General features: G+C 49.2%; 1 rRNA gene. It reads left to right on the top strand.

What is annotated here, in order from left to right:
* A 23S ribosomal RNA gene (locus K0040_RS19760) occupies positions 1-1,492 on the top strand; the annotation flags it as partial.

Genomic DNA, 1,492 nt, shown 5'->3' on the forward strand with positions numbered 1-1,492 from the left:
AAGAAGACTTCAGATATGATCCAGAGTACCACGGGACACGTGAAACCCTGTGGGAAGCAGGAGGGACCATCCTCCAAGCCTAAATACTACCTAGTGACCGATAGCGTATAGTACCGTGAGGGAAAGGTGAAAAGAACCCCGGGAGGGGAGTGAAATAGAACCTGAAACCCTACACTTACAAGCTGTAGGAGCACATTACTTGTGTGACTGCGTACTTTTTGTAGAACGGGCCAACGAGTTACGTTACCTAGCAAGGTTAAGCACTTAAGGTGTGGAGCCGCAGCGAAAGCGAGTCTTAACTGGGCGTATAGTTAGTTGACGTAGACCCGAAACCGGGCGACCTATCCATGGGCAGGTTGAAGCGAAAGTAAAATTTCGTGGAGGACCGAACCCACGAGCGTTGAAAAGCTCGGGGATGACCTGTGGATAGCGGTGAAATTCCAATCGAGCCCGGAGATAGCTGGTTCTCTCCGAAATAGCTTTAGGGCTAGCCTCAAGATTTAGAGAAACGGGGGTAGAGCACTGAATGTCCTAGGGGGTATTGCACTTACCGAAGACTATCAAACTCCGAATACCGTATTCTTATACTTGGGAGTCAGACTATGGGTGATAAGATTCATAGTCAAAAGGGCAACAGCCCAGATCGTCAGCTAAGGTCCCTAAATGTACGTTAAGTGGTAAAGGATGTGGGATTGCACAGACAACCAGGATGTTGGCTTAGAAGCAGCCACTCATTTAAAGAGTGCGTAATAGCTCACTGGTCGAGTGATCCTGCGCCGAAAATTTCCGGGGCTAAAACGTACTACCGAAGCTACGGCATCATTTATGATGGGTAGGAGAGCTTTCTATACGGATTGAAGCATTACCGTAAGGAGATGTGGACTGTATAGAAGTGAGAATGTTGGCATGAGTAGCGAGATGTGGGTGAGAATCCCACAGGCCGTAAACCCAAGGTTTCCAGGGGAAGGTTCGTCCGCCCTGGGTTAGTCAGGACCTAAGCCGAGGCCGAAAGGCGTAGGTGATGGACAACAGGTTGATATTCCTGTACCACCAATAACCGTTTGAGAAATGGGATGACACAGTAGGATAAGCTAACCGCACTGTTGGTTATGTGCGGGCAAGTATTGAGGCAGTTCAGGTAGGCAAATCCGCCTGAATAATGCTGGGGTACGATGCGGAGCGAAATTTAGTAGCGAAGTAGCTGATTTCACACTGTCGAGAAAAGTCTCTATCGAGGTTAAAGGTGCCTGTACCGCAAACCGACACAGGTGGGTGAGGAGAGTATCCTAAGGCCAGCCAGAGAACTGTTGTTAAGGAACTCGGCAAAATGACCCCGTAACTTAGGGAGAAGGGGTGCCATGGAAACATGGCCGCAGAGAATAGGCCCAAGCGACTGTTTACCAAAAACATAGGTTTCTGCTAAGTCGCAAGACGATGTATAGGAGCTGACGCCTGCCCGGTGCTGGAAGGTTAAGGGGATCTGTTAGGGTAA

Origin of the sequence: Terrisporobacter petrolearius (assembly GCF_020748185.1) — a bacterium.
In the GTDB taxonomy this organism is placed as follows: Bacteria; Bacillota; Clostridia; order Peptostreptococcales; family Peptostreptococcaceae; genus Terrisporobacter; species Terrisporobacter petrolearius.